16 protein-coding genes and 2 tRNA genes are annotated in these 20,991 nt (G+C 61.0%); 4 read left to right on the top strand and 14 right to left on the bottom strand.

The features are described from left to right. Window positions 1-3: 3 nt before the first annotated feature. The 4 genes from rpsR to rnr form a co-directional block, all read right to left on the bottom strand. Window positions 4-234 carry a 30S ribosomal protein S18 gene (gene rpsR, locus PMI25_RS03040; RefSeq protein ID WP_002551829.1) on the bottom strand — a complete coding sequence of 77 codons (231 nt, stop codon included), beginning with the start codon at window positions 232-234 and terminating at the stop codon, window positions 4-6. 28 nt (window positions 235-262) lie between these two features. Next, entirely contained in the window at window positions 263-685 is a 423-nt protein-coding gene (gene rpsF, locus PMI25_RS03045) for a 30S ribosomal protein S6 (RefSeq protein ID WP_003221133.1), read from the bottom strand. A 307-nt stretch (window positions 686-992) separates the two neighbouring features. Next, the gene (gene rlmB / locus PMI25_RS03050) at window positions 993-1,760 is read right to left on the bottom strand and encodes a 23S rRNA (guanosine(2251)-2'-O)-methyltransferase RlmB (RefSeq protein WP_007967448.1); all 768 of its coding nucleotides are present in this window, start codon (window positions 1,758-1,760) and stop codon (window positions 993-995) included. Further along, window positions 1,757-4,387 (bottom strand): ribonuclease R, encoded by a 2,631-nt coding sequence (rnr, locus tag PMI25_RS03055; RefSeq protein WP_007967446.1) that lies wholly within the window; start codon window positions 4,385-4,387, stop codon window positions 1,757-1,759. Before rnr ends, rlmB begins: the two co-directional genes overlap by 4 nt. Before the next feature lie 225 nt (window positions 4,388-4,612). On the opposite strand from rnr, the gene PMI25_RS03060 reads away from it, so the two are divergent. The 4 genes from PMI25_RS03060 (at window position 4,613) to PMI25_RS03075 (ending at window position 7,870) form a co-directional block, all read left to right on the top strand. Continuing rightward, window positions 4,613-4,699 (top strand) — tRNA-Leu (locus PMI25_RS03060). A gap of 180 nt (window positions 4,700-4,879) precedes the next feature. Then, window positions 4,880-4,966, top strand: a tRNA-Leu gene (locus PMI25_RS03065). Between the two features lie 328 nt (window positions 4,967-5,294). Continuing rightward, entirely contained in the window at window positions 5,295-6,305 is a 1,011-nt protein-coding gene (locus PMI25_RS03070; protein ID WP_007967444.1) for an extracellular solute-binding protein, read from the top strand. Beyond that, window positions 6,305-7,870: an ABC transporter permease gene (locus PMI25_RS03075; protein WP_007967443.1), complete on the top strand. Its 1,566-nt coding sequence runs from the start codon at window positions 6,305-6,307 to the stop codon at window positions 7,868-7,870. The genes PMI25_RS03070 and PMI25_RS03075 overlap by 1 nt, the downstream gene beginning before the upstream one ends. A 108-nt stretch (window positions 7,871-7,978) precedes the next feature. Here the strand turns inward: PMI25_RS03075 and PMI25_RS03080 are convergent, their stop codons facing one another. From PMI25_RS03080 to PMI25_RS03125, 10 genes are all read right to left on the bottom strand, one after another. Next, window positions 7,979-9,913: a methyl-accepting chemotaxis protein gene (locus tag PMI25_RS03080; protein ID WP_007967441.1), complete on the bottom strand. Its 1,935-nt coding sequence runs from the start codon at window positions 9,911-9,913 to the stop codon at window positions 7,979-7,981. 139 nt (window positions 9,914-10,052) lie between these two features. Further along, window positions 10,053-11,342, bottom strand: a complete 1,290-nt coding sequence (locus PMI25_RS03085) for an adenylosuccinate synthase (RefSeq protein WP_003221122.1) — start codon at window positions 11,340-11,342, stop codon at window positions 10,053-10,055. 54 nt (window positions 11,343-11,396) lie between these two features. Next, window positions 11,397-12,584: an ATP phosphoribosyltransferase regulatory subunit gene (locus PMI25_RS03090; protein WP_007967439.1), complete on the bottom strand. Its 1,188-nt coding sequence runs from the start codon at window positions 12,582-12,584 to the stop codon at window positions 11,397-11,399. A 313-nt stretch (window positions 12,585-12,897) separates the two neighbouring features. Continuing rightward, window positions 12,898-13,767, bottom strand: a complete 870-nt coding sequence (hflC, locus tag PMI25_RS03095) for a protease modulator HflC (protein ID WP_007967437.1) — start codon at window positions 13,765-13,767, stop codon at window positions 12,898-12,900. After that, window positions 13,767-14,942, bottom strand: coding sequence for an FtsH protease activity modulator HflK (hflK, locus tag PMI25_RS03100; protein WP_007967435.1), 1,176 nt, complete (start codon window positions 14,940-14,942; stop codon window positions 13,767-13,769). Before hflK ends, hflC begins: the two co-directional genes overlap by 1 nt. Window positions 14,943-15,038: 96 nt before the next feature. Further along, a complete protein-coding gene (hflX, locus tag PMI25_RS03105) occupies window positions 15,039-16,340 on the bottom strand; it encodes a ribosome rescue GTPase HflX (RefSeq protein WP_003221114.1) in 1,302 nt (433 codons plus the stop codon). 12 nt (window positions 16,341-16,352) lie between these two features. After that, window positions 16,353-16,613, bottom strand: coding sequence for an RNA chaperone Hfq (gene hfq, locus PMI25_RS03110; RefSeq protein WP_003221112.1), 261 nt, complete (start codon window positions 16,611-16,613; stop codon window positions 16,353-16,355). 94 nt (window positions 16,614-16,707) lie between these two features. Continuing rightward, on the bottom strand, window positions 16,708-17,679 hold the full coding sequence (gene miaA / locus PMI25_RS03115) for a tRNA (adenosine(37)-N6)-dimethylallyltransferase MiaA (RefSeq protein WP_007967431.1): 972 nt from the start codon (window positions 17,677-17,679) through the stop codon (window positions 16,708-16,710). Continuing rightward, a complete protein-coding gene (gene mutL / locus PMI25_RS03120; RefSeq protein WP_177325694.1) occupies window positions 17,679-19,580 on the bottom strand; it encodes a DNA mismatch repair endonuclease MutL in 1,902 nt (633 codons plus the stop codon). Before mutL ends, miaA begins: the two co-directional genes overlap by 1 nt. A 5-nt stretch (window positions 19,581-19,585) precedes the next feature. Beyond that, window positions 19,586-20,965, bottom strand: coding sequence for an N-acetylmuramoyl-L-alanine amidase (locus tag PMI25_RS03125; protein WP_371260346.1), 1,380 nt, complete (start codon window positions 20,963-20,965; stop codon window positions 19,586-19,588). Window positions 20,966-20,991 lie beyond the last annotated feature (26 nt).

The raw sequence follows: 20,991 nt of genomic DNA on the forward strand, positions 1-20,991 counted from the left end.
GTCTCAGCGGCCGTGGCTGTCGGTGTAGGCCAGCAGGGCCAGGAAGCGGGCGCGCTTGATAGCGGTGGCCAGCTGACGCTGATAACGAGCTTTGGTACCGGTGATGCGGCTTGGAACGATTTTGCCGGTCTCGGATACGTAGGCTTTCAGAGTGTTGAGATCTTTGTAATCGATCTCTTTCACGTCTTCAGCGGTGAAGCGGCAGAATTTACGACGACGGAAGAAACGTGCCATTTGATAGGCTCCTTAAAAGGTCCGTGGATTACTCGTCAGCGTTATCGCTGTTGTCGCTGTCATCACCCTCAACGCCATCAGCGTCGGAGTGCTCAGGACGGTCGCGACGCTCACGGCGCTCACTGCGGTTTTCTTCAGCCTTGAGCATCTCGGACTGGCCGGTAACGGCTTCGTCGCGACGGATGACCAGGTTACGGATCACTGCATCGTTGTAGCGGAAGTTGTCTTCCAGCTCGGCCAGGGCCTTGCCAGTGCACTCAACGTTCAGCATCACGTAGTGAGCCTTGTGAACATTGTTGATTGCGTAGGCCAGTTGACGACGGCCCCAGTCTTCCAGACGGTGGATTTTGCCGCCGTCTTCTTCGATCAGCTTGGTGTAACGCTCAACCATGCCGCCGACTTGCTCGCTCTGGTCAGGGTGGACCAGAAAGATGATTTCGTAATGACGCATGAATGCTCCTTACGGGTTGTAGCCTGCCGCTCAAAAACGGTCAGACAAGGAGTGAATGACACTTATGGACTTGCTGGCGCGGGGCACATGCGTGCCTGCCGCCACAGCAAGGGGCGCAATTGTAGAGAAGGGACTGCGCAGGCGCAAGGCAATTGGTGATTATTTGAACAATCACCGGATACAGGCCACACAACAAAACAATGTAGGAGTGAGCCTGCTCGCGATGAGGGCGTAACATTCAACTTTGATGCTGAATGTAACTCCGCTATCGCGAGCAGGCTCACTCCTACAGGGGATTTGCAACAGGTCAGGCTTTCTTGGCGGCTGCCTTGGCCTTGGCACCACGTTGACGCTGCGCTTCGAACAGGCACACACCGGTGGCCACGGACACGTTGAGGCTGCTGACGCTGCCGGCCATCGGCAGGTTCACCAGGTAGTCGCAGTGCTCGCGGGTCAGGCGGCGCATGCCCTTGCCTTCGGCACCCATGATCAGGATGGTCGGGCCGGTCAGGTCCTGGTCATAAATGCTGACCTCGGCCTCACCCGCCGTGCCGACAACCCACAGACCACGTTGCTGGAGCTTTTCCAGAGTGCGCGCCAGGTTGGTCACCGCCACCAGCGGAATCACTTCCGCCGCGCCGCAGGCCACTTTACGCACCACCGGGGTCAGGGTCGCTGACTTGTCCTTGGGCACGATCACCGCCAGCGCGCCGGCAGCATCCGCCGAACGCAGGCAGGCGCCGAGGTTGTGTGGGTCGGTCACGCCGTCGAGCACCAGCAACAGCGGTGCGCCTTCGGTACGGTCGAGCAGCTCGTCGAGCATCGCCTCGCCCCAGACCTGGCTCGGACTGACGTCCGCCACCACGCCCTGATGCACACCCTCAACCCAGGCATCCATTTCGCGGCGCTCGGCCTGACCGATCTGCACCCGATTTTCGTTGGCCAGCTCGATCAGGGTCTGCACGCGCGGATCGTTGCGGCTTTCGGCCAGCCAGATCTGCTTGACGCGTTTGGGGTGGTGACGCAACAACGCTTCTACCGCGTGAACGCCGTAGATTTTTTCCAACTGACTCATGACTTCGCCTTCGGTTTACGCGACCCGCCACTTTTGGCTGGAGCCGAACCCGCTTTTGGCGGGCCTTTACGGTGTTTGCTCGGTTTGGCTGGCTTGCCGCCGACGGCCTTATCAGGCGCCGACCGTCCGGTCTTTCCCCCAGACGCCGCTTTACCGCCGCTTTTGGCTTCGGCCAGCAAGGCCTTCTTCAATTCACGGCTTTTGCGCAGCTCGGCGTTTTTCGCCACAGCATCGCTCGGGCGATAGGCTTCGACAGCCTTCTCTTTGGCCGAACGACGGCTGGCGGTTTTTGCCGGAGCCTTGTCTTCCACAGCCTTGCTCGCAGGTGCTGCGGTATCGGTGCCACGCTTCTTGCGGCCAATCGGCGCGCTGATGGTTTTTTCAGCCATCTCGAAGTCGATCTTGCGCTCGTCGAGGTCGACGCGCATCACGCGCACTTCAACGGTATCGCCGAGACGGAAGCTGCGACCGGTGCGCTCGCCCGCCAGGCGGTGATGCACAGGATCGAAGTGGTAGTAATCGCCCGGCAGCGCGGTGACGTGCACCAGGCCTTCGACGTAGATATCGGTCAGCTCGACGAACAGGCCAAAACCGGTCACGGCGGTGATCACACCCGGGAACGACTCGCCGACGCGATCCTTCATGAACTCGCACTTGAGCCAGTTCACCACGTCGCGGGTGGCTTCGTCGGCACGGCGCTCGCTCATCGAGCACTGCTCGCCGAGTTGCTCCAGCGCCGCTTCGTCGTACGGATAGATGCGCGCTTTCGGAATGGTCATCGCCCCGGCACGACGAACGTGCGGAGTGTCCTGTTTCGAATGGATCACGCTGCGGATGGCGCGGTGCGTGAGCAGGTCCGGGTAACGACGGATCGGCGACGTGAAGTGGGTATAGGCTTCGTAATTCAGGCCGAAGTGGCCTTCGTTCTGGGCGCTGTACACCGCCTGGCTCAGAGAGCGCAGCATCACGGTCTGGATCAGATGGAAATCCGGACGATCCTTGATGCTCGCCAACAGGGCCTGATAGTCCTTCGGCGACGGGCCGTCCTTGCCTTTGTGCAGGGACAGGCCGAGCTCGCCGAGGAACGCGCGCAGTTTTTCCAGACGCTCCGGTGGCGGGCCGTCGTGGACACGGTACAGCGCAGGGATTTCGTGTTTCTTGAGGAATTCAGCGGTGGCCACGTTGGCCGCCAGCATGCATTCCTCGATCAGCTTGTGCGCATCGTTACGGGTGGTCGGACGGATTTCGGCAATCTTGCGCTCGGAACCGAAGATGATCCGGGTTTCCTGGGTTTCGAAATCGATCGCGCCACGCACGTGACGGGCAGCCAGCAACACTTTGTACAGCGCATAGAGCTGCTTGAGGTGCGGCACCACGTCGGTGTATTCGCCGCGAAGCTTGCGCGCCTCGGTGGCTTTCGGGGTTTCCAGCATCGCGCTGACCTTGTTGTAGGTCAGACGGGCGTGGGAATGGATCACCGCTTCATAGAAGCAGTAGTCGGTCATTTCGCCGGACTTGGAGATGGTCATCTCGCAAACCATGGCCAGACGATCGACGTGCGGGTTCAGCGAGCACAGGCCGTTGGACAGCTGCTCAGGCAGCATCGGCACCACGCGCTCGGGGAAATACACCGAGTTGCCGCGCACCTGGGCTTCGTTGTCCAGCGCCGAACCGATCTTCACGTAGCTGGAGACGTCGGCAATCGCCACGTACAACTTCCAGCCGCCGGAGAACAGGCGCAGCTTGCCCGGTTTGGCTTCGCAGTAGACCGCGTCGTCGAAGTCGCGGGCATCTTCGCCGTCGATGGTGACGAACGGCAGATGGCGCAGGTCGACACGCTTCTCTTTGTCTTTCTCTTCGACTTCCGGCTTGAGCTTGGCCGCTTCTTTCAGAACAGCTTCAGGCCAGACGTGCGGAATGTCGTAGGTACGCAGCGCGACATCGATTTCCATGCCCGGCGCCATGTAGTTGCCGACCACTTCGACCACATCGCCTTGCGGCTGGAAGCGCGGCGTCGGCCAGTGGGTGATTTTCACCTCGACGAACTGACCGATCTGCGCGTTGGCGTTGCGGCCTGGCGTAACCAGCACTTCCTGCTGGATCTTCGGGTTGTCGGCAACGACGAAACCGATACCGCCCTCTTCGAAGTAGCGACCGACGATGGTTTCGTGGGCACGGGACACCACTTCGACGATCACGCCTTCACGGCGGCCACGACGGTCGAGACCGGAAACACGGGCCAGCGCACGGTCGCCATCGAACACCAGACGCATCTGCGCCGGGCTCATGAACAGGTCATCGCTACCGTCGTCCGGCACCAGGAAGCCGAAACCGTCACGGTGACCGCTGATGCGGCCGAGGATCAGGTCGAGCTTGTCCACCGGCGCATAGGTGCCACGGCGGGTGTAGATCAATTGAGCGTCGCGCTCCATGGCGCGCAGGCGGCGGCGCAGGGCTTCGATCTGGTCTTCTGTAGTCAGACCAAACTCTTCGACCAGTTGCTCGCGGGCAGCAGGCGAACCCCGATCGGCGAGATGCGCCAGGATCAGTTCGCGGCTGGGAATAGGGTTTTCATATTTTTCCGCTTCACGAGCGGCCTCGGGATCGAGGGACTGCCAATCGGCCATTAGAGAGTTTTCACCTTGTCTATATGCGGGTTAGTTTGGCATAGGCGCCATCAAACGGGAAATTTCCGACTCTATAAGGCCCTTCTGGAGCCTTGTATCGACGCCTGAAAGCCCTTTTGAACACCGCTGGTAAAAAAAATCATTTTTTTTGCTGACAGGGGTTTACAGTTAAAAAGGCGCTCCGTATAGTGCGCGCCATCGACGACGTACACACGTTGACGAGATGCCCAGGTGGTGAAATTGGTAGACACGCCAGCTTCAGGTGCTGGTGACCTTACGGTCGTGGAAGTTCGAGTCTTCTCCTGGGCACCAATTTCGAGCTTGAGACTAGATCAGTTTCAAGACTCACACAAAACCCGCGAAAGCGGGTTTTTTGCATTCTAGGCAGCCGATTTGTTAAAACCGATTAATTAAAATTAAATCAGGGGTTTACAGATCAAAAAGCGCTCCGTATAGTGCGCCACATCAACAGCGGCAACGCTCGCGATGAATGCCCAGATGGTGAAATTGGTAGACACGCCAGCTTCAGGTGCTGGTGACCTTACGGTCGTGGAAGTTCGAGTCTTCTTCTGGGCACCAATTCAAACTCAAGGTTACGACGTTGAGTTTCCCAAAAACCCGCGAAAGCGGGTTTTTGCGTTTCTGGCATCTGAAAACCTGCAAGCCGTTGGGGCGAGGGAGCTTGCTCCCGCTGGGATGCGCAGCATTCCTCGCTTTGTCTTCAGTCATGCCCCCTCTCAGGATTAACGACTGCTACGCAGCCGAGCGGGAGCAAGCTCCCTCGCCACAAATGATCACCAGATCATGCTCTAGCAAACCTCCGCCCTCCCCGCAAGGCGCACTTGAGAAACAATATCGTTTATCATTGTTGCAAGTTTTTGCAATGCGACAGTGAGGAACCCTGCGAATGATGTTTCGAAATACCCTGCGCCGCGGCTTGACCTTCACCCTGCTCGGCCTGGCACTCGCCACTCCCCTCACCCAGGCAGCCGATGCGGTTTCCCTGACGCTCTACAACGGCCAACACAAGGAAGTCGGCGATGCGATCGCCAAGGCTTTCGAGGCCAAGACCGGTATTCACGTCAACGTGCGCAAGGGCAGCAGCAACCAGCTCGCCAGCCAGGTCATCGAAGAAGGCAACCGCTCCCCCGCCGACGTGATCTACACCGAAGAATCTCCGCCGCTGAACAACCTCGGCGAGCAAGGCCTGCTGGCCAAGACCGACGACGCCACGCTGGCCGTGCTGCCCAAGCAATACGTCGCCGGCAACGGCACCTGGATCGGTGTCACCGCGCGGGTTCGCGTGGTTGCCTACAACCCGAAACTGGTCGATGAAAAAGACCTGCCGAAGTCGGTGATGGAATTCTCCGATCCGAAGTGGCAAGGCAAAGTCGGCTTTGTCCCGACCAGCGGCGCGTTCCAGGAACAGGCCGTGGCGATCATCAAGATGCACGGTCGCGACGCCGCTGAAGAATGGCTGACCGGCCTGCGCGCCTTCGGCAAGACCTACAGCAACAACATGGTCGCCCTCAAAGCCGTGGAAAACGGCGAAGTCGCCACCGTACTGGTGAACAACTACTACTGGTTCGCCCTGCAGCGCGAAAAAGGCAAGCTCGACTCCAAACTGCATTACTTCACTGGCGGCGACGTTGGCGGACTGATCACCGTGTCCAGTGCTGCCGTCCTCAAATCCAGCAAACACCCGAAAGAAGCCCAGCAATTCCTCGCCTACATGGCCAGCGAAGAAGGTCAGCGCGTGATCACTCAGACCACCGCCGAATACCCTCTGCACAAAGGCATGGAATCGGATCGCGGGCTCAAGCCGTTCAGCGAACTGCAAGCGCCGAACGTGACCCCGGCCGATCTGGGCAACGCCGAAGAAGCGCTGGAGCTGGAACGTGAAGTTGGCCTGAACTGATGGCCGCATCGTTATCCGCCCCCGCCGCGCGCGGGGGTTACGTACCACGACGCAAGCGTCCGTCGATCTGGCTGGTGCTGCCGGTGTTATTGCTGGTGGTCATGAGCCTGTTGCCATTGGCCTATGTCGGCCTGAAAGCCTGGCAGGCCGGCTGGGCGGAGGCGCTGCACTTGCTGTGGCGCCCGTATGTCTTCGGTCTGCTGCGCAACACACTGGCGCTGATGGTTGGTGTAACGCTGACCTGCGGCGTGATCGGCCTGTCGCTGGCGTGGCTGCTGGAGCGCAGCAATCTGCCGGGACGACGCCTGTGGGGCGTTATTCTGTGCCTGCCGTTTGCGGTGCCAGCGTTTGTCAGCAGCTTCACCTGGGTGTCGCTGAGCGCGCAGTTCGAAGGCCTCGGCGGGGCGATTCTGGTGATGAGCCTGTCGAAGTATCCGCTGATCTTCCTGCCGGTAGCGGCGACCCTGCGCAACCTCGATCCATCCCTGGAAGAATCCGCCCGCACCTTGGGACAGAACCGCTGGGGGGTGTTTTTCCGCGTCACCTTGCCGCTGCTCTGGCCGTCGCTACTGGCCGGCTCGCTGCTGATTGCCCTGCACATGCTGGTCGAGTTCGGCGCACTGTCGATCATCGGCCTGCAAACCTTCACCACCGCGATCTATCAGCAATTCGAACTGGAATTCAGCAATGCCAACGCGGCGATGCTCTCGGCGGTGCTGCTCGCGCTGTGCCTGATGCTGCTGTGGCTGGAGCTGCGGGTGCGCGGCAAGGGCCGGCATGTGCGCACCGGCCAGGGTGCAGCGCGTCAGGCTGAACAAGTGCGCCTGGGGCGGTGGGCGGGTGTCGGTCAGTTGTATTGCCTGTTGCTGGCGATCGTCGGCAGCGGGATTCCGCTGGGCATGCTCGCGTACTGGCTGGCGGTCGGTTCATCGGCAGCGTTCCCGGTCGCGGCGATCAGCGAAGCCCTGCTGTCTTCGCTGGCCTTGTCGTTGGGTGGCGCGGCGCTGTGCCTGCTGCTGGCGGTGCCGGTCGGATTGCTGGTGGTGCGTTACAAGGGCCAACTGGCGATCTGGGCCGAGCGCTTGCCTTATCTGCTGCACGCCTTGCCGGGCCTGGTGATCGCGCTGACGCTAGTGTATTTCGCCCTGCACTACTTGCCGGCGCTGTACCAGACCTCGGCGTTGCTGTTGATCGCTTACGCGCTGCTGTTTCTGCCATTGGCACAGGCGCCGATTCGCACGGCACTGAACAAGGCTGCGCCGCAACTGGAAGAAGCGGCGCGCACGTTGGGGGCCTCGTCGTTCACAGCGTTTTGCCGGGTGACCCTGCCGATCATTTTCCCGGCACTGGGCGCGGCGTTTGCGCTGGTGTTTCTGGATGCGATGAAGGAACTGACGGCGACGCTGTTGCTGAGTCCGACCGGGCTCAACACCCTGGCGACGGAAGTGTGGGCGCATACCGCGAATGTCGAGTTTGCGGCGGCAGCGCCTTATGCGGCGCTGTTGATTGTGGTCTCCGGGCTGCCGGTGTATCTGCTGACGACGCGGATGTATCTGAGCCGCTGAAGTCGCCTTCGCGAGCAAGCCCGCTCCCACAGTTTGACCGAGCCCCAACTTGGGAATGCGATCGAATGTGGGAGCGAGCTTGCTCGCGAAGAGGCCCGTCAGACGACCTCAAGCCCTGAACTGCCCCAGGCTTGCCTTCAACTGCGCTGCCAAACCATCCAGCACCTTGCCACTGGCCGTGGTCTCCACCACCGCTTGCGCCGCTTTCTCGGCCTGGGCATGAATCGTCTCGACCCGCCCACGCACCGCTTGCGCGCCCTGCGCCTGATGCGCCGCCGCCTGCGTTGCCAGACCGATTGCCGCATGCACCTGCTCGACCGAGGCCTGTACTGACTGCTGCAACCGTGCGCTGTCGCGTAACACCAGCAAACCTTCGCTGGCCTGACGCCCGGCCTGACCGATCGCTTCTACCGCCTCACGCGCGCCCTGCTGCAACGCGACAATGTGCGCCTGAATATCGCCGGTCGAGCTTTGCGTCTTGCTCGCCAGCGCACGCACTTCATCCGCGACCACGGCAAAACCGCGCCCGGTCTCACCGGCCCGCGCCGCTTCGATCGCCGCATTCAAGGCCAGCAAGTTGGTCTGCTCGGCGATCCCGTGAATCACCGTCAGCACCACTTCAATCTGTTCGCTCTGCTGCGCCAGTCGCTCGATGACTTTCGCCCCGGTGTCGACCTGCCCGGCCAGCGCTTCGATCAGACTGCCAACCTTCGCCGAGGTACGAGTGTTTTCATCGGTGGCCTGACGAATATCCACCACCTGCTTCAACGCCGCCTGCATGGCATGGCTTTCCGACTGTGCCTCATCAGCCATTTGCGACAACGCACGCAAACTTTCCGCAACCTCGTCGCGTTGCATCCCGGCCGCCGCATCGGCACCGGCATTGCGCAGGGTCATGGCGCCGATTTCCACGCCGGTACGCTGGGCCACGTCGCCCGCCTCGCGCACGATCGGCTGCAACTTATCCACAAAGCGATTGACCGCCGAGGCCATGTCGCCGATTTCGTCCTTGCTGTTGATCTGCACGCGCTTGGTCAGATCCCCCTCACCTGCCGCCAGATCGTCCATCGCCGCGTTGAGCATCTTCAGGCGATTGACCACCCGGTGCCCGAGCACCACGGCCAGCAACAACAGCACGCCGCAGCCGACCAGCGCCAGGCCCATGCCGATCCGCCAGCGCAAGGTTGCGGCGGCGTCCTGCACGGTGCTGGTGGTGTTGGCTTTCATTTCGGCAGCAGTGGATTGCGCCGACTGCAGGCGCGCACGCATCGCGCTGGCGCTGTCAGCAGCAGCACCCTTGAGGCTGTCGCCGACCAGCTGATCGCTGCTGGCAATCAGCGCCGAGAAGCGCTGGTCGAGCGCGGCCAGATCGGTGTCCACCGAAGCGGTCGAGACGCCCATCAACACCTTGCCGATTTCCACGCCGTTGGGATTGATCGAGGCTTCGAGGTAGTAGACCGACGGATCGTTTTTCGCCGCGTCCAGCACCTTGTCCAGCGCGCGCTCGCCCTGGCCTTTTTCCAGCAAGGCCTTGTTGATCGGATTTTCGCGGTTGAGATAACGCGTCAGGTGCTGACCGGTGGCATCGTCGTAAACCACGAACAACACGTTGGGATTGCGCTGGGCGCGGCGGGCAAATTCGGACAGGGTCGGCACGTCGCTGTCCCACATGGCGCGCGGCGCCACCGAGGCGAGCAACTGGGCCATGTCATTGGCCGAGTCCTTGAGGTCCTTTTCCAGTGTCGTACGCAGTTGCGCCTGCTCTTCCTTCAGACGGGAAGACAGGCCGGCGGTCAGACGCTGCCGGGTACTTGAGGAAAGGTTATCGAGGCTTGAGGTGACTTCACGCCCGGCCTGCTCCAGCTCGCCGGAGAGCTTCTGGCTGTCAGCGCCCAGACGAGTGCCGAGATCAGCCTCCAGCGCCGTGACCGTGCTTCGTGTCAGGGCGACTGCCACCAGCACTTGCACCAAAAGGGCGATACCAAGGGTAACGAACACGGGCCGCAACAAACGGCTTTGTAACAGTGAGAGAACGGCCGACACTGTGAATCCCTCTACTTCTGACGCCATTAATTTGATGGCACTCTTGTAGGAAGATTTACAGCAAAGGTCATGCCGTCCAACAGGCATAAACGACAAAGGCCCCGATTAAGGGGCCTTTGTTTTTTACATCAACAACTTATCAAGCGAACGGATGACGCAGAACGATGGTTTCGTTGCGATCCGGGCCCGTCGAAATAATGTCGATCGGCGCGCCGATCAACTCTTCAACGCGTTTGATGTAGGCACGAGCGTTAGCTGGCAGCTCTTCCAGGGTTTTGGCACCCACGGTCGATTCGGTCCAGCCCGGCACTTCTTCGTACACAGGCTGCAGGCCCACGTAGCTGTCAGCGTCGGTCGGCGCCACGGCATTGCCTTGCGCGTCCTTGTAGCCGGTGCAGATGTTGATGGTTTCCAGGCCATCGAGGACGTCCAGCTTGGTCAGGCAGATGCCCGAGATGCTGTTCACATCGATCGCGCGACGCAGGATAACGGCGTCGAACCAGCCGCAACGACGGGCACGGCCGGTGGTAGCGCCGAACTCGTGACCTTGCTTGGCCAGGTGCGCACCCACGTCGTCGAACAACTCAGTCGGGAATGGACCCGAACCGACGCGAGTGGTGTAGGCCTTGGTGATGCCCAGGATGTAATCGAGGAACATCGGGCCAACGCCCGAACCGGTCGCCACGCCACCGGCGGTGGTGTTGGAGCTGGTCACGTACGGGTAGGTACCGTGGTCGATGTCGAGCAACGAACCTTGAGCGCCTTCGAACATGATGTCTTTGCCGGCGCGACGCAGGTCGTGCAGCTCGGCAGTCACGTCGAGCATCAGCGGCTTGAGCAGCTCGGCGTATTCCTTGCACTCGGCCAGGGTCTTTTCGAACTCGATGGCCGGCTCTTTGTAGTAACCGACCAGCATGAAATTGTGGTAATCCACCAGTTCACGCAGCTTGTCTTCGAAGCGCGGCATGTTCAGCAGGTCGCCCACGCGCAGACCACGGCGTGCAACCTTGTCTTCATAAGCCGGGCCGATGCCGCGACCGGTAGTACCGATCTTCAGCTCGCCACGGGCTTTTTCACGGGCCTGGTCCAGCGCCACGTGGAAGGACAGGATCAGCGGGCAGGACGGGCTGATACGCAGGCGCTCGCGCACCGGTACGCCTTTCTCTTCCAGCTTGGTGATCTCACGCAGCAGGGCGTCAGGTGCAACCACCACGCCGTTGCCGATCAGGCACTGCACGCCTTCGCGCAGCACGCCCGACGGGATCAGGTGCAAGACGGTTTTCTCGCCGTCGATCACCAGGGTGTGGCCAGCGTTGTGGCCACCTTGGTAGCGCACTACGGCGGCAGCATGTTCGGTCAGCAGATCAACGATCTTGCCTTTGCCCTCATCACCCCATTGGGTGCCCAGGACTACGACATTCTTACCCATAACACTTGTCCTCATTCGCGCAAACTTGGTGCCGGCGATGGCCGGCAGGTAAACTCAAGAAGCCAGTGGCGATACTTGCCAAAGCCCGTTCTGCTGAATCAATTGCCGGTCGCAGTCCGCATCACGGGCGGCGGCCAAAGGTTGTCCAGGCAATGCCTGAACGACACGCTGACCCTCACTGCGCAACTGGCAAACCTGCTGCCAGAGTGCCGCATCCGTACTGTCAGGCATCCAGATACCGCCAGACGGTAGCTCGATCTCAGCACGCCCCAGGGTCACCAGGGTTTTCAAATCGGTAGAGAAGCCGGTCGCCGGACGGGCGCGACCGAAGTCGGCACCGATGTCGTCGTAACGACCGCCCTGAGCGATGGACTGGCCCACTCCCGGGACAAACACCGCGAACACCACACCCGTGTGGTAGTGGTAGCCGCGCAGCTCCCCCAGATCGAAGTACAGCGGCAGCTCCGGGAAACGCGTCGCCAGACGATCGGCGATCTCCAGCAAATCTTCCAGCGCCGCCAGCACCGGCGCCGGCGCATTGGCCAGACGCTCACGAGCGGCAGTCAGCACTTCACGGCCGCCACACAGGTCGACCAGCGCCCGCAGCATGCCGGACAGATCGGTCGGCAGGCCTTCGGTCAGGGTAATGACCTCGTCGATGGCCTTGCGTTGCAACGCATCGAACAACTGCTGCTCGACTTCACCGGACAGACCGGCGGCACGCGCCAGACCACGGTAGATGCCGACATGACCAAGGTCCATGTGCACGTCCGGCACATCGGCCAGTTGCAGCATGGCCAGCATCAGGCTGATGACTTCCACGTCGCTGCTCGGGCTGGCGTCGCCGTACAGCTCGGCACCCAACTGGATCGGGCTGCGCGAGGACGACAGTGCACGCGGCTGGGCATGCAGCACGCTGCCGGCGTAGCACAGACGGCTCGGACCTTCGCGACGCAGAGTGTGCGCATCGATGCGCGCCACTTGCGGCGTGATGTCGGCACGGAACCCCATCTGCCGACCCGACTGTGGGTCGATGACCTTGAAGGTACGCAGATCCAGGTCCTGGCCCGCACCGGTCAGCAGGGATTCCAGGTACTCGATATGGGGAGTCACGACAAACTCGTAACCCCAGCTCTGGAACAGATCCAACACCTGACGACGCGCGACTTCAATGCGCGCCGCTTCCGGTGGCAGTACTTCTTCGATGCCATCTGGCAGCAGCCAGCGGTCTACCGTTGCCATTACGCCATTCCCCTTTGATCCGGGCGGCCAGCCTGCGGGCGAGCCTTGAGTGAAGCAGAAAATGACCGATCCGTTCAAAACGCACGCGCATGAACGACGCGGCGAAAGGCCTGTTACCGGCTTCGCCCATCACTTTCCTCGAAAAACGCTCGGGCCATTCAACCCGATGCCTGCAACAAAAAACAGCAATCAAACGTGCAGACGCAAAAAAGCCGGGAATTTCCCGGCTGCCGCATCATACACACGTTTTCCCAAAGGATCACCCCGCCCGAGGTTTTAGCCGCCGGGCGGAGTGATTCAGGTCAACGTCGTATCAAGGCTTGGACTTTTCCAGGTAATGGAAGAAGTCGCTGCTTGGGTCGAGAACCATGACGTCGGATTTGTTCGCGAAGCTTTCACGGTAGGCACGCAGGCTACGGTAGAAACCGTAGAACTCCTGATCCTGACCGTAGGCCTTGGAGTAGATCGCAGCGGCCTGGGCATCACCGTCACCGCGAATCTCTTCGGATTCACGATAGGCTTCAGCCAGCAGCACGCGGCGTTGACGATCGGCGTCGGCACGGATGCCTTCGGCCAGTTCGTTACCCTTGGCGCGGTGCTCGCGAGCCTCACGCTCACGCTCGGTACTCATACGCTCGAACACGCTGCGGTTCACTTCTTTCGGCAGATCGATGGCCTTGACCCGGACATCGACCACTTCGATACCCAGTTCTTTTTCCGCCATCTTGTTCAGCGACGCGGTGATATCAGCCATCAATGCGTCACGCTCACCCGACACCACTTCGTGCAGGGTGCGCTTGCCGAACTGGTCACGCAGACCGGATTCCAGACGACGGGACAAACGCTCGTCGGCGATCTGCTTGAGGCCGGAAGTCGCGGTGTAGAAGCGCTCGGCATCTTTCACTCGCCACTTGGCGTAGGCATCGACCATCACGGCTTTCTTTTCCAGGGTCAGGAAACGCTGTGTCGGTGCATCCAGCGTCATCAGACGTGCGTCGAATTTACGCACCTGGTTAACGTAAGGCACTTTCACATGCAGGCCCGGCTGGACATCGGCCTGAACCACACGACCGAACTGCAGCAGCACCGCACGCTCGGTCTGAGCGACGATGTAGAAGCAGTTCCAGCCCACCAGCACCACGACAACGCCAACGATCAGGGCGATCAGCGATTTATTGCTCATCAGCGGGTCTCCCTTGTACGTGTCTGCGGCAGGTCAGTGACATGCGGCGCGACGTCCGTGTTGTTGCTGGCAGCGGCAGAACCGGTGACCGGTGCATTGCTGCCCGAACTGTTCTGGATCATTTTGTCCAACGGCAGGTAAAGCAGGTTGCTCTGGCCGTTCTTGTTGCCGGTCACGAGTACCTTGCTGGTGTTGCTGAAGACTTCCTGCATGGTGTCCAGGTACAGACGCTGACGGGTGACTTCAGGGGCCTTGCGATACTCGGCGACCAGTTTGGTAAAGCGATCCGCCTCACCCTTGGCGCGCGAGACCGTCTCGTCGCGGTAACCGTTGGCATCCTCGAGGATGCGCTGGGCCTGACCACGGGCTTCCGGCACGACGCCGTTGGCGTAGGTTTCTGCCTGGTTGCGCGAACGCTGCTCGTCTTCACGGGCGCGGATCACGTCGTCGAAGGCTTCCTGCACTTCACGCGGTGCCGCTGCGCTCTGTACGTTGACCTGGGTGACGGTGATACCGGTGCGATAGGTGTCGAGGAAACGTTGCAGACGCTCCTTGATTTCGCTGGCCATCAATTCACGACCTTCGGTCAGCACCTGGTCCATGGCGGTCGAACCCACCACGTGGCGCAGGGCGCTGTCGGTCGCATGCTGCAGGCTGATTTCCGGCTGATCGACGTTCAGCACGAAGTCCTGCAGGTTGCTGATCTTGTACTGCACGGTCAGCGGCACTTCGACGATGTTCTCGTCTTCGGTCAGCATCTGGCCCTGCTTGGTGTAGGCACGCTCACGCGTGACGTTCTCCATGTACTTCTTGTCGATCGGCGGGAAGTAGATGTTCAGGCCGGGGCCGACAGTCTCGTAGTACTTGCCGAAGCGCAGCACCACGGCTTGCTCCTGCTCGTCGACCACATAGACCGCGCTGTACAGCCAGACAGCCGCCAGCACAACGAGGCCGATGCCGAGCAGACCGCCGAAGCCGCCACCACTCCTGCCCGAACCACCGCCGTCATCACCACCGCGTTTCTTACCACCACCGAACAACCCGTTCAGGCTTTCCTGCAGCTTTCGGAAGGCCTCGTCGAGATCCGGTGGTCCCTTGCGGTCGCCGTTATTGCGGCGCTTGCCACCCCAAGGATCCTGATTATTCGAGTTGCCACCCGGCTCATTCCAAGCCATAGCGCTCTCCATCTGATAAAGCAAAGACGCACCCACGGCGCGCCGACCAATGCTACAGAATGCCTGCCGTTGCGGCACAACCGCTTTGCCAGGCTTTTATTGCAAAGTGTGTTGCTCGATGAATTCCATCGGCTGCAATCCTTCGCGGCTTACCAGTCGATTCAACTCGACCCGGGGCAAACGAACGGCCAGCAGGCAGATGCCTTCTTCGTCATGCTCTTCTTTCTGTACCGCACCGAGTTCGAAGAACTGCGCACGCAGTCGAGCGAATCGTTGCGGCAAGCGCAATGTCCCCACAAACAAATCACTGCCCAGCAACTCGGCAATGGCTTGTTCAAGCAATTCCAGACCCGTGCCATCGCGCGCCGACAGCCAGACCCGCTGCGGTTTGCCATCGGCATCGCGCTGGATCTGTGGCTCAACGCCTTCAAGCAAATCGAGTTTGTTGTATACCTCGAGGATCGGCAAGTCCTGGGCTCCGATCTCGCCCAGTACCACCATCACCTGCTCGATCTGCAACATGCGATCCGGTTCGGCCGCATCGATCACGTGCAACAGCAGGTCGGAATTGCTCGACTCTTCGAGCGTAGACCGAAATGCTTCGACCAGCTTGTGCGGCAAGTGTCGAATGAAACCTACCGTGTCAGCCAGAACGATCGGCCCCAGGTCGTCCAGCTCCAGACGGCGCAGGGTCGGGTCGAGGGTGGCGAACAACTGGTCGGCCGCGTATACCTCGGACTTGGTCACGTTATTGAACAGCGTGGATTTGCCGGCGTTGGTATAGCCCACCAGAGACACGGTAGGGATATCCGCACGGGAGCGGCCGCGTCGCGATTGCTCGCGCTGGCTGCGCACTTTTTCCAGACGACCCTTGATCTGACGCAGACGAACCCGCAGCAGACGCCGGTCGGTTTCGAGCTGGGTTTCACCCGGGCCACGCATGCCGATACCGCCACCCTGACGCTCAAGGTGAGTCCAGCCGCGAACCAGGCGGGTGCTCATGTGATCAAGCTGGGCCAGTTCTACCTGGAGCTTGCCTTCATGGGTACGGGCGCGCTGGGCGAAGATATCGAGAATCAGGCCGGTACGGTCGATCACGCGACACTCGAAAACACGTTCGAGGTTACGTTCCTGACTGGGCGTGAGGATGTGATTGAAAATCACCAGATCGGCCTTTTCGGCATGGACCAGGTCGCGTAATTCCTCGACCTTGCCGCTGCCAATCAGGAATTTGGCGGTTGGCCGATGACGCGGTACGTTAAAAAACGCAACGGTCTCGGCGCCCGCCGAATTAGCCAATTCCTGAAACTCCTGCGGATCTTCGCGCGCCTCAGGGTCCTGACCTTCCAAGTGAACGAGGATGACTCGCTCACCACCACCGTGGCGCTCAAAGAACAAAGGAGACTCCTATCAGGCGTTACCTGGCTCAGCGTCACCTGCATCGGATTCGGTTGCGCTAGGCAGACGAATTGGACGTACTGGCACGACTGTCGAGATAGCGTGTTTGTAAACCATCTGGCTGACGGTGTTTTTCAGCAGGATAACGAACTGGTCGAACGACTCGATCGTGCCTTGCAGTTTGATACCGTTGACCAGGTAGATGGAAACCCCAACTTTCTCTTTACGTAAAGTATTCAAGTAAGGGTCTTGTAGCGAATGCCCTTTTGACATGTGCCGCACTCCTTTAAGGATTCAATAATAAAAATAGGTAATTCAGATGGCTTTGGCCGCCACACCCCCAAGGATAGACGGCAATTGCAAGGACTCAGCTCAATATGGAGATGGTCCCAAGGTATTTCAAGGCGCGTGGCAGATTGTCGCAATCAAGACTGTCCAGCCAGTGCAGTTCTTCCCAGCTGCGCAGCCAGGTGAACTGGCGCTTGGCCAATTGACGCGTGGCAATGATGCCGCGTTCCTGCATTTCAGCTAACGACAGCTTGCCATCCAGGTAGTCCCAGACTTGGCGGTAGCCTACCGCACGTATAGACGGCAACCCGGAATGCAGGTCACTTCTTTTACGCAGGGCTACGACCTCGTCGATGAACCCCTGTTCCAGCATATTTGTGAATCTTTGTTTAATGCGCTCATGCAATACCTGGCGATTTGCCGGAGCAATGGCCAAGTTCGCGACAGTATAGGGCAATTGTTGCCGTCCCGAAGCGGCTGCTTCAGTACTTTGCGCAGATTGTTGCTGACGCAGGGCAGTCATGCTCTGACCGCTGACCCGATAAACCTCCAACGCCCGACTCAGGCGCTGCGGATCGTTCGGGTGAATCCGTGCTGCCGACACCGGGTCGATGCTCGCCAGCTGATCGTGCAGGGCTTGCCAGCCAAGGCGTGCGGCCTCTTCTTCGATCTGCGCACGAACCTCGGGATCGGCCGCCGGCATGTCCGCCAGGCCTTCAACCAACGCCTTGTAATAGAGCATGGTGCCGCCCACCAGCAGCGGAATTTTTCCGCGTGCGGTGATCTCAGCCATGGCTTGCAGGGCATCGCGGCGGAAATCCGCAGCCGAATAGGCTTCAGCCGGATCGAGAATGTCGATCAACCGGTGCGGAAACTCGGCCAGCAGTTCTTTCGATGGCTTGGCGGTACCGATGTCCATGCCGCGATAGACCAGCGCCGAGTCGACGCTGATCAGCTCGCACGGCAGCACCTTGGTCAGCTCGATGGCCAGGTCGGTCTTGCCCGCAGCGGTCGGGCCCATCAGAAAAATCGCTGGAGGAAGCTGGCTCATCAACGACCGCGCAGGAACAGTTTGTCCAGATCGTCCAGGCCCAGTTGGGTCCAGGTCGGTCGGCCATGGTTGCATTGGCCGCTGCGCTCGGTGTTTTCCATGTCACGCAGCAGACCATTCATTTCTGGCAGGGCCAGGCGCCGGTTGGCGCGGATCGCGCCGTGGCAGGCCATGGTGCCGAGCAGTTCGTTCAGGTGTGCCTGAATCCGGTCGCTGGTGCCGTATTCCATCAGGTCCGACAGCACGTCGCCCACCAGCCGATTGGCCTCGGCTTGCTTGAGCAGCGCGGGAATCTGGCGGATCGCCAATGTTTCCGGGCCCAGGCGCTGTAGCTCGAATCCCAGACGCTGGAACCATGCGGCGTGTTCTTCGGCGCAATCGGCCTCACGCTGACTGACCGCCAGCGACTCCGGCACCAGCAGCGGCTGGCCGCTGAGACCTTCGCTGGCCATGGCGATTTTCAGGCGTTCGTACATGATCCGCTCATGCGCGGCGTGCATGTCCACCAGCACCAGCCCCTGAGCATTCTCGGAGAGAATGTAGATGCCCTTGAGTTGCGCCAGTGCGTAACCGAGCGGCGGAATATCTTCCTGACCGGCCGGCAGCGCGTTGGCATTCGCTTCCGGCAACGGCGCGAAGAACTCGCGGTAAGCGGCTTGTGCCTCGGCGGCCGGCGGCATCGCCGATTGCGGACGCGGCGTGTACTGATACTGATAAGCGCCGCCAGCGCTGGCACCCGACGAAGTATTGAACGCCGGTTGCGCCTGCGGCTGTTCCAGCAGCGCGTTGGCCGCCAGTCGCATTTCGCCCTGCGGGCCGAACTCGCCGGCCTCGATACCCGTTGGACGCACGACGGCAGTGGTGACAGAGCCGGCCAGCTGATCTTCCGGACGCACATCGCCCAGCGCGCGGTGCAGCGTGCCATAAAGGAAGTCATGCACCATGCGCCCGTCACGGAAGCGCACTTCGTGTTTGGTCGGGTGCACGTTGACGTCCACCGCCGCGGGATCGACTTCGAAAAACAGCGCGAAGGTCGGATGACGGCCATTGAACAGCACATCGCGATAAGCCTGACGCACCGCGTGGGCCACCAGTTTGTCGCGCACCGCACGGCCGTTCACGAAGAAATATTGCAAGTCCGCCTGGCTGCGGTTGAAGGTCGGCAACCCGACCCAGCCCCACAGATGCAAACCATTGCGCTCGATCTCGATCGGCAGTGCCTGCTCAAGGAAGCCCGAACCGCAGATCGCCGCCACCCGCCGGGCGCGGGCCGCATCGTCGTGAGCCTCGTGCAGGCTGAGGATGGTCTTGCCGTTGTGGCGCAGATGGAAAGCCACGTCGAAACGCGCCAGCGCCAGGCGCTTGATCACTTCTTGCAGGTGATCGAATTCGGTTTTTTCGGTCTTGAGAAACTTGCGCCGCGCCGGCGTATTGAAGAACAGATCGCGCACTTCCACCGAGGTCCCGACCGGATGCGCCGCCGGCTGAACGCGAGGCGCCATGTCGCGACCTTCGGTTTCGACCTGCCAGGCCTGATCGGCATCGCGGGTGCGCGAGGTCAGGGTCAGGCGCGCCACGGAGCTGATCGACGCCAGTGCTTCACCACGAAAGCCCAGGCTCATCACCTGCTCAAGGTCTTCGAGATTGCGAATCTTGCTGGTGGCGTGACGGGCCAGCGCCAGTGGCAGGTCATCGGCGGAAATGCCGCTGCCATCGTCACGCACCCGCAGCAGCTTGACACCGCCCTGCTCGACATCGACGTCGATGCGCTTGGCACCGGAGTCGAGACTGTTTTCCAGCAACTCCTTGATCACCGAAGCCGGGCGCTCGACCACCTCGCCGGCGGCGATCTGGTTCGCCAGCCGTGGGCTGAGCAGTTCGATGCGTGCGGCGTTCAACACCTGATTCATTCTTTGGACGCCAGTTCGGTGCCGGGAATGGTCAGGTGCTGGCCGATCTTCAGCTCATCGCTGCTGAGGTTGTTGGCACTGCGCAGCGTCGCGGGGGACACCTGATAACGCACGGCGATCATCGCCAGCGTCTCGCCCGGACTCACGCGGTGATCGCGCGGCCCCTGGGCAATCTTGCCGGAGTCACGCAGCCAGGCTATGTAAGTGCCCGGTGGCGGGTTCTGCTGGAAGAACTGGCGCACGCCGCTGCTGATCGAACGCGCCAGCGCCTGCTGGTGGCTTGAAGCCGAGAGCTTGTTCGCCTCGTTGGCGTTGGAGATAAATCCGGTTTCGACGAGGATCGACGGGATGTCCGGCGACTTCAACACCATGAACCCGGCCTGCTCCACGCGCTGTTTGTGCAGCGGGGTCACGCGGCCGATGTTGGTCAGGACTTTCTGACCGACGTTGAGGCTGGAAGTCAGCGACGCGGTCATCGACAGGTCGAGCAATACACCGGCGAGCATGCGGTCCTTGTCGTCGAGGCTGACGTTGCCGGCACCACCGATCAGGTCGGAACGGTTTTCGCTGTCGGCCAGCCAACGGGCCGTCTCCGATGTCGCGCCGCGATCAGACAGGGCAAACACCGAGGCACCGAAGGCTGCTGCAGACGGCGCGGCGTCGGCGTGGATCGAAACAAACAGGTCGGCGCCCTTCTTGCGGGCGATTTCGGTACGGCCGCGCAACGGGATGAAGTAGTCACCGGTACGAGTCAGCTCGGCGCGGAAACCTTTCATGCCGTTGACCTGACGCTGCAACTCGCGGGCGATCTGCAGTACCACGTCTTTCTCACGCTGGCCGCGCGAGCCGGACGCACCCGGGTCTTCACCACCGTGACCGGCGTCGATCACCACTATGATGTCGCGCTTGCCGGCCGGAGCCGGTGGCAACTTGATCGCCGGTTCCGACGGTGTCACCGGCACTGCCGGCACGGTGGCGACCGATGGCGTTGGCGCAGGCGGCGGCGCGGCATCGGCCGGGTTGTCGAACAGATCGACTACCAGACGGTTGCCGTATTGCGCGTTCGGCGCCAGCGAGAAACTTTTCGGGGTGACGGCTTTTTTCAGGTCGATGACCACCCGCAGGTCGGTCGGCGTGCGCTGGGCCGAACGCATCGCGGTGATTGGCGTGTTGGCGGTCGAGACTTTCAGCGGCGCCCCCAGAGTGGCGCCATTGATGTCGATCACCAGCCGGTCCGGTGCGGTCAGGGTGAAGACGCTGTGCTGCACCGGGCCGCTCAGGTCGAAGACCAGTCGCGTGTTGTCCGGCGCCCGCCACAGGCGCACGCTGTTGACCTTTGTCTCGGCCACAGCGTTGACGGTCACTGCCATCAACATCAGTCCAACGGCAGCCACCAACGCGC

This window comes from Pseudomonas sp. GM30 (genome assembly GCF_000282275.2).
GTDB lineage: Bacteria > Pseudomonadota > Gammaproteobacteria > Pseudomonadales > Pseudomonadaceae > Aquipseudomonas.

What these genes read in the sequence shown, in the direction of transcription:
- rpsR (WP_002551829.1), bottom strand. Translation starts at nt 234, where the DNA reads ATGGCACGTTTCTTCCGTCGTCGTAAATTCTGCCGCTTCACCGCTGAA.
- rpsF (WP_003221133.1), bottom strand. Translation starts at nt 685, where the DNA reads ATGCGTCATTACGAAATCATCTTTCTGGTCCACCCTGACCAGAGCGAG.
- rlmB (WP_007967448.1), bottom strand. Translation starts at nt 1,760, where the DNA reads ATGAGTCAGTTGGAAAAAATCTACGGCGTTCACGCGGTAGAAGCGTTG.
- rnr (WP_007967446.1), bottom strand. Translation starts at nt 4,387, where the DNA reads ATGGCCGATTGGCAGTCCCTCGATCCCGAGGCCGCTCGTGAAGCGGAA.
- PMI25_RS03070 (WP_007967444.1), top strand. Translation starts at nt 5,295, where the DNA reads ATGATGTTTCGAAATACCCTGCGCCGCGGCTTGACCTTCACCCTGCTC.
- PMI25_RS03075 (WP_007967443.1), top strand. Translation starts at nt 6,305, where the DNA reads ATGGCCGCATCGTTATCCGCCCCCGCCGCGCGCGGGGGTTACGTACCA.
- PMI25_RS03085 (WP_003221122.1), bottom strand. Translation starts at nt 11,342, where the DNA reads ATGGGTAAGAATGTCGTAGTCCTGGGCACCCAATGGGGTGATGAGGGC.
- PMI25_RS03090 (WP_007967439.1), bottom strand. Translation starts at nt 12,584, where the DNA reads ATGGCAACGGTAGACCGCTGGCTGCTGCCAGATGGCATCGAAGAAGTA.
- hflC (WP_007967437.1), bottom strand. Translation starts at nt 13,767, where the DNA reads ATGAGCAATAAATCGCTGATCGCCCTGATCGTTGGCGTTGTCGTGGTG.
- hflK (WP_007967435.1), bottom strand. Translation starts at nt 14,942, where the DNA reads ATGGCTTGGAATGAGCCGGGTGGCAACTCGAATAATCAGGATCCTTGG.
- hfq (WP_003221112.1), bottom strand. Translation starts at nt 16,613, where the DNA reads ATGTCAAAAGGGCATTCGCTACAAGACCCTTACTTGAATACTTTACGT.
- miaA (WP_007967431.1), bottom strand. Translation starts at nt 17,679, where the DNA reads ATGAGCCAGCTTCCTCCAGCGATTTTTCTGATGGGCCCGACCGCTGCG.
- PMI25_RS03125 (WP_371260346.1), bottom strand. Translation starts at nt 20,965, where the DNA reads ATGTTGATGGCAGTGACCGTCAACGCTGTGGCCGAGACAAAGGTCAAC.